Here is a 232-nt window from a genome sequence, read left to right on the forward strand (position 1 = left end):
TTTTCGAATTGTTGTTGCCCTGCTTTCTGTCTTAATTATATGAAATATAGCAGCCTGCAACTATCGAATTGGCTGACGTAAGACTTACACTTTTGTAAGAAAAAAAGACATTCGTGTAAGACTGTCCTTCAAAGCATATTGATATGATGGTGCTCTTTAATTGTTTTTAAAAAGCTGCGCATCGAAGTGGTCATGTAACTATCTTTACGGCGTATGAAAACAGTTGAAATAC

General features: G+C 35.3%; 1 pseudogene. It reads right to left on the minus strand.

What is annotated here, in order from left to right:
• Positions 1-128: 128 nt before the first annotated feature.
• A pseudogene (locus AC0IXC_RS29420) lies at positions 129-232 on the minus strand (LysR family transcriptional regulator); the annotation flags it as partial.

The organism is Bacillus sp. AC266, from assembly GCF_979253805.1.